At 62.1% G+C, this 5960-nt stretch carries 6 protein-coding genes; 3 read left to right on the top strand and 3 right to left on the bottom strand.

Annotated features, from left to right (window positions below; translation table 11 throughout):
* Nucleotides 1–261: 261 nt before the first annotated feature.
* Genes HHL14_RS32520 through HHL14_RS32510 form a run of 3 tightly spaced genes read right to left on the bottom strand, consistent with a single transcriptional unit; the run spans nucleotide 262 to nucleotide 2228 of the window.
* Entirely contained in the window at nucleotides 262–1311 is a 1050-nt protein-coding gene (locus HHL14_RS32520) for an aldo/keto reductase (protein ID WP_169501697.1), read from the bottom strand.
* Complete coding sequence (locus HHL14_RS32515; RefSeq protein WP_169501696.1) at nucleotides 1311–1673, bottom strand: TIGR04076 family protein; 363 nt, start codon at nucleotides 1671–1673, stop codon at nucleotides 1311–1313. The genes HHL14_RS32520 and HHL14_RS32515 overlap by 1 nt, the downstream gene beginning before the upstream one ends.
* A gap of 18 nt (nucleotides 1674–1691) precedes the next feature.
* Nucleotides 1692–2228 (bottom strand): cupin domain-containing protein, encoded by a 537-nt coding sequence (locus HHL14_RS32510; protein WP_169501695.1) that lies wholly within the window; start codon nucleotides 2226–2228, stop codon nucleotides 1692–1694.
* A gap of 234 nt (nucleotides 2229–2462) precedes the next feature.
* Here HHL14_RS32510 and HHL14_RS32505 point away from each other — a divergent pair, with 234 nt between their 5' ends.
* The 3 genes from HHL14_RS32505 to HHL14_RS32495 all read left to right on the top strand — a co-directional run bounded on the left by HHL14_RS32505 (nucleotide 2463) and on the right by HHL14_RS32495 (nucleotide 5602).
* The gene (locus HHL14_RS32505; RefSeq protein ID WP_206002628.1) at nucleotides 2463–2747 is read left to right on the top strand and encodes a DUF3311 domain-containing protein; all 285 of its coding nucleotides are present in this window, start codon (nucleotides 2463–2465) and stop codon (nucleotides 2745–2747) included.
* Nucleotides 2744–4255 carry a sodium:solute symporter family protein gene (locus tag HHL14_RS32500; protein ID WP_169501694.1) on the top strand — a complete coding sequence of 504 codons (1512 nt, stop codon included), beginning with the start codon at nucleotides 2744–2746 and terminating at the stop codon, nucleotides 4253–4255. The genes HHL14_RS32505 and HHL14_RS32500 overlap by 4 nt, the downstream gene beginning before the upstream one ends.
* 102 nt (nucleotides 4256–4357) lie before the next feature.
* Nucleotides 4358–5602: a porin gene (locus tag HHL14_RS32495; RefSeq protein WP_169501693.1), complete on the top strand. Its 1245-nt coding sequence runs from the start codon at nucleotides 4358–4360 to the stop codon at nucleotides 5600–5602.
* The last annotated feature ends 358 nt before the right edge of the window (nucleotides 5603–5960 follow it).

Here is a 5960-nt window from a genome sequence, read left to right as displayed (position 1 = left end):
GTACGCACCGCCTTCGACTGGAAATCAGCCATGAACCAGTTTGCCATCCTGTTCGGCGAGCGTTTTACGCTTGCCCGCGGGTAATCCTTTTTTAACTGCCTCGCACACAAAAAGACGGACAGGCTCGCTTTCGCGTCTGCGAGAACGGTAGAACGACACGTTATGCACGGTCGCGACACGCCTGGTGAGTTGCGCTCCTGCGGTAGACCAAGCCACCGGTTCATTGCCGCATACTGCATTAGAGGTGCTGCGCCAGCGCTCTTAGTTCTTGTTCAACTCATATTTCATGATCCGACCGTGACGTCCGTGGATGTCACGCTCGAGGCTATACACGTCACCCTCGAGTCCCGGGCTCTGTGCATGGATCTCCGCGATTGCGCGCCGATCGTCGTCGTCAAGGGAAACGTCGAACACCTTGGTGTGCTCGGCAAGATGATCGCCACGGCGCACGCCAACGATCGCCGCCGCCACATTGTCCTGATCTAGCACCCAACGGGTTGCAATGGTCGCGATCGATACACCGTGCTTCACCGCGATCCTGTCGAGCGTTTGCAGCAGTGCCTGGAATAGATCCCAGCCACCGAAGTCTTCGATGATCAGCTTGTATTTGACCAGCGAGCGGTTCGAGATCTCATCGGGCTCGGCCATGCCGAGCCAGCGCTTCGACAGGAAGCCGCCGGCCACGGTGCCATAGCACAGCAGGCGGATCCCATGCTCTCGTGCGTATTTCGCAAATTGCCGCGCGGGCCGCTGATCGAGCAGCGAGTACTGCACCTGCGTGCTGACGAGCGCAATCCCGGCCTCGACGAGTTCTGCTGTGCGCGCGGTGTCGAAATTGGTCGTAGCGAGGTGATCGATCTTGCCGGCCTGCTGCAGACTCTTTAGCCAGGCGGCAACTTCCAGATAACGCGGCATCGAATAATCCCACCAGTGAAACTGCACCAGGTCGAGCCGCTCCGCCTGTAGCCGTACGAGAGAACGGTCAATGATCTGCTCGACCTGCTTGCGGTCGATGCTGGCTAGCAACGACAGATCAGGCACGAACTTGGTATGTACCTTCAGCTTCTGCAGGCTGGCCGCGCCGTGGCGCTGCCGATAGTCGCGGCGGAACGCGCCGATCATTTCTTCAACGCCGGTGTAGATATCCGCGCAATCGAACGCGGTGATGCCGGCATCGTAATAGGCGCCCATGTCGGCGAGCGCACCGAGCCGGTCCACTTCGCCGTGATCGCCGGCCAGTTGCCAGCCGCCTTTGACAAGTCTGGAGATCGAATAGCCGGCCGCGAGCTCGGTAGTTTGAATCTGGGTCATCAGTTTTCCTCGTTGCTCAGGCTGACTGCAGTGGTATCCGCGTGTTTGAAGTGGCGGGTGCCCGCCCGCGAAATCCGGAAGCGCGACGGGCAGTTCGGATCGGGGCAGGCAACCTCGGCGTCGGTCGACATCCAGTCGCTCGGGTCGGTGCTGCGCTGCTTGGCGGGCAAGAGCGGCAACAGCGCCCCGAGCGAGTAAATCGAAAAGCCCTGGCCAGGCGGCAGATGCAGCATTTCGCCGCGCAACTCGAAAAAATCTCCGACCTTCGCGCCGCAGTACAGCCTTGCGCCCTCGGGCGCGACCACTTCGACACGCAGGTCGTACAGGGTGAATTCGCCGGATGGCGGGTCGGCTTGGGACATGACGTTAGTTTCGATGGTTCAGGGGTTGGGGGGCGTTACCGACAGGATGATTTCAGTCGGCGACGACGACGTATTGCGGTACCGGTGCGGCAGGCGCGCGTCGAACGAAACGCTTTCGCCGGCGGCGACCATGTAGTCGACGCCGTCGATCTGCGCGATCAGATTGCCGGCGATTACGTACACGCATTCCGACGATGGATGGCCACGCGGCTCGTCGGCGGACATTTCGCCTGGCTGCAGCACCGCGCGCAGCACTTCAAGCTGACCGTTGCCTGGAGTCAGGCGTTCGTAGCTGACGCGGCCTTTCGGGGCGATCAGCATCGAGCGGTTGCCGGGCCGGCTGATAGACACCGACGACACCGTCACGTCCGCGAATAGCGACGACACTGATTCGCCAAACACGGCCGCGAGACGCCGCATGGTATCGAGACTGGGGTCGGTGACCGCGCGCTCGATCTGACTCAGCAGCGTGGCCGACACGTCTGCCTGCGCCGCGAGTTGGCGCAGCGACATGCCGTGCAGAGTGCGCAGTTCCTTGAGCCGTTCACCGATCATCTTTTCACCTCAATTTCGTGTAGTGCCATCTTACGAAAGTGTGCAGTGTAAATGCACGCCTGCTTTGCGTCAATGATGCGGGATCCGTTCTTCGTGCACAGGGGTAACATCATGTTTATTGGGGTAAACATATGCTTATCTATCTGAGTTTTGTTTTTTTCTGCTTGCAGTTTGTGCATTATGAGTGGACACTTCGCCGAGTATTGTGCAGCGTAACTTTACACGAGGTATGTGATGAATCAGATGCAGATAGCGGCCGTTCCAGCGCGTCGCACTTACCGCTGGCTGCTGGCCATCCCGTTCGTCTGGCAGGCCGCTCTGGCACCCGCGATCAACGATGTCGCGTGGACACCGTTCGGCCTGCCGTTTCCCATGGTGTGGCAGATGGTCGGCGTCGTGCTGTCCAGCGTGGTCATCGCGCTCGTGTTCCGCCTCGACCGCGCCCAGGGAATCGAGGACGAGGAAGCGGCGTTCATCGCAGCGACATCCGCTGTCCAGGCGACGGAGGGCACGCAATGAAACTAGCTATCGTTCTGGCGATCCTGCTCGCCACGGTGAGCGGCGCGGTCTGCTACGGCCGCGTGACCCGCAAAGGCCATACGCTGGCCGACTGGGCCGTCGGCGGTCGCAGTCTCGGCACGCTGATTTTCTGGTTCATGAATGCCGGCGAGGTGTACACGACCTTCGCGGTGCTCGGCATTTCGGGCTATGCCTGGGCGCTCGGCGCACCCGCGTATCTCGCGTTCACCTCGGTATCTCTCAGCTACGCGCTCGGCTACTGGCTGATGCCGAAGATCTGGCGAGCCGGACGCGCACAGCGGCTCGTGACCCAGGCGGACTTCTTTGCGACACGCTACGACGCGCGCTGGCTCGGCATCCTGACCGGCGTGATCGGCATTGCGTCGCTCGTTGTCTATGTGCAGATCCAGCTCGTCAGCCTCGGGCTGATCGTGCAGTTGACGCTCGACGGTCTCGTCTCGACCGAGATCGCAACGATCATCGCCGGCCTGCTGATGGTGGCCTTCGTGTTCGTCGCCGGCGTGCGCTCGGCGGCGTTTGCGGCCGGCGTCAAGGACGTGCTGATGATTGCGGTCGTGGTGCTGCTGTGCGCGACGGTTGCGAGCAAGGTCGGCGCATTGTCGATCGCCGACATCTTCCGGCGCGCCGAGCAGCTGCATCCGGGCATCGGCCGCCTGCCGGGACTCGACCCCACTTCGCCCACCACCGCTGTCTGGCTGCTGACGTCGTCGCTGAACATCGCGTTCGGCAATTGGGTGTTCCCGCATCTGTTCCAGATCTCCTACGCGTCGGCGAGCGGCACCGCGATCCGCCGCAACGCAATCTGGCAGCCGCTTTATTCGCTCGCGTACTTCTTCATCATCCTGCTTGGCTTCGCGGCACTGCTCGCGGGCACGAAACCTCCGGGCAACAACCTGAACGCGGCATTGCTGCAATTCGTCTCAGATCACTATTCGGCGCCCGTTGTCGGCTTTGTCGCGGGCACCGGTTTCCTGCTCGCACTCGCGCCCGGCGCGCTGCTGCTGCTGACGGCCGGTTCAATCTTCACGCGCAACGTGGTCGGACCGTTTCGCAAACGGCTCGACGAGCGAACTTCGCTGCGTCTGTCGCGCGTGTCGTTGGTGGTCTTCGCGGCGATCGCTGTATGGCTGTCGATCGGCCAGAAGGGCTCACTCGTGAAGATCCTGCTCGACGCCTATTCGGCGATCGGCATGCTCGCGCCCGGTGTGTTCCTCGGCTTCCTGTGGCGGCGCACGACCGCGCTCGGTGTGCTCGTGGGTCTCGTCGCTGGTTTCATCGCGCTGCTCGCGCCGTTCGCCGCGCAGTTCTGGGCCAGTACGGTGCCGCAATGGGAGCCGGGGCTGATTGCGATGGCGATCAATGCCACGGTGACCTACGGCGTGAGCCTGCTGACGCCCCAGCCGTCACGGCGCGCAGTGCTGGTGGCGTTCCCGTCCGCTGGCCCGCCCGCCCAGGCCGCGAACGGGCTCAACGCGACGCAGCCGTGAGGAAGCGGGAATTCAACCAGTGCAACCAGCACGCGGTCGGAATGCGTCCGAAGCCCTGCCGAAAAGCAGCAAACAGCTACCAACGACATAGTGGAGATTTCCGTGGGGAAAAGCATTGAAAACAACCGCCTTAGAAAAGCCGTCAAGCGAACCGGCCTGTGCGCGGCCGTGCTGGCCGCACTGCCCGTTGCCGCCCACGCGCAAAGCAGCGTCACACTGTACGGCCGCGTGGTGGCCGGCATCACGATGGTCAATAACACCGGCAACGGTCATGTATGGGAAGGCGACACCTGCGGGCCGCCGGGATGCAATATGTGGGGCTTGAAAGGGAACGAGGATCTGGGCGGCGGCACCGCGGCGATCTTTACACTGGAGAACGGCTTCAACATCCAGAACGGCCATCTGGGACAAGGCGGCGTGATGTTCGGCCGGCAAGCGTTCGTCGGTCTGACGAACCGGGAATGGGGCACGCTGACGCTGGGGCGTCAGTACGATCCGCCGTCCGAGACGGTTGGATATTTCCCGTCCAGCAATAATTTCGCGACTGGCTATGGCTCACACTTCGGCGATCTCGACAACCTGAATCAGTCGATCCGCATCAACAACTCGGTCAAGTACGTGAGCCCGACGTGGAATGGCCTGCACGTGTCGGGTCTCTACAGCTTCGGCGGCGTACCGGGCAGCATGTCGACGAACCAGGTGTGGTCGCTCGCCGCGATGTACACACATGGGCCGTTCGCGTTCGCTGCCGGCTACCTGGACATCCGCAACCCGGCGACCTCGCCCGATGGCACCGGCGGCGTGTACACATCGAACGGCAACTACGTCGGCTCACTCGGGCGCTATGTCGCGCTGCAGGACGCGAAGTCGATGAAGTCGCTGACGGCGGGCGGCTCGTACGCGCTCGGTCATGCGACGCTCGCGCTGAATTTCGCGCACACGGCGCTCGACCAGAGCCAGTACTTCGTCGCCAACGGCTTCGCGGGCGCGGGCAGCGGCAGCGATTTCACGATGAACAGCTACGAGGCGAGCGTCACGTATCAGTTCACGCCGGCGTTACTCGGCGGTGCCGCCTATATTTACAACGCGGGCAAAGCCGATTTTCAGAACCTAAAACCGAATTTCCAGCAGGTCAATCTAGGGCTGACCTATTCGCTGTCGAAGCGCACGAGCCTGTACGGGGTGGCGGTTTTCCAGAAGGCGGGGGGAGACGGCATCGCGCCAGTGCTGAACGCGAACGGCCAGGTGGTGGGCCGTACGGCGCTCGCAGAGATTCCCGGCGCCGGGGTCGATTCGAGTTCGTCTCGGCAACTGCTGATCACAGTCGGGATGTACCACTCGTTCTGAGCGGGCGCGGCCGGGGACCATGACATGCTCTGCCCGGCCAGCCTATCCCGTTCGACAGTTCGACGTGCACGGAATCAAGCCACATTTAAACATCTGGTGCGCGGCCCGTTCGGCAAAGTCATGATCAAGGTCGCCGACGCATAAATGGCGTGTCCGGGCGTCGGCACCCGCCAACGGCCGGACCTGATCGATAAACGGTCCTTCATAGGCTGATGTGACCAACGGCAGCTTCGGGTCCAGAGTGTGTGGAAACTCCATTTTTGCCGCCAAGCGGGCGATTGCCGGTCAGGTCGATCGAGTTTGATACCGTGAGTTTGCACTAATCGAACATCGCGAGCGCAACAAAGCCCCTCGGGGC

Origin of the sequence: Paraburkholderia antibiotica, from assembly GCF_012927125.1 — a bacterium.
In the GTDB taxonomy this organism is placed as follows: domain Bacteria; phylum Pseudomonadota; class Gammaproteobacteria; order Burkholderiales; family Burkholderiaceae; genus Paraburkholderia; species Paraburkholderia antibiotica.
This window is presented reverse-complemented; position numbering and strand designations above follow the sequence as displayed.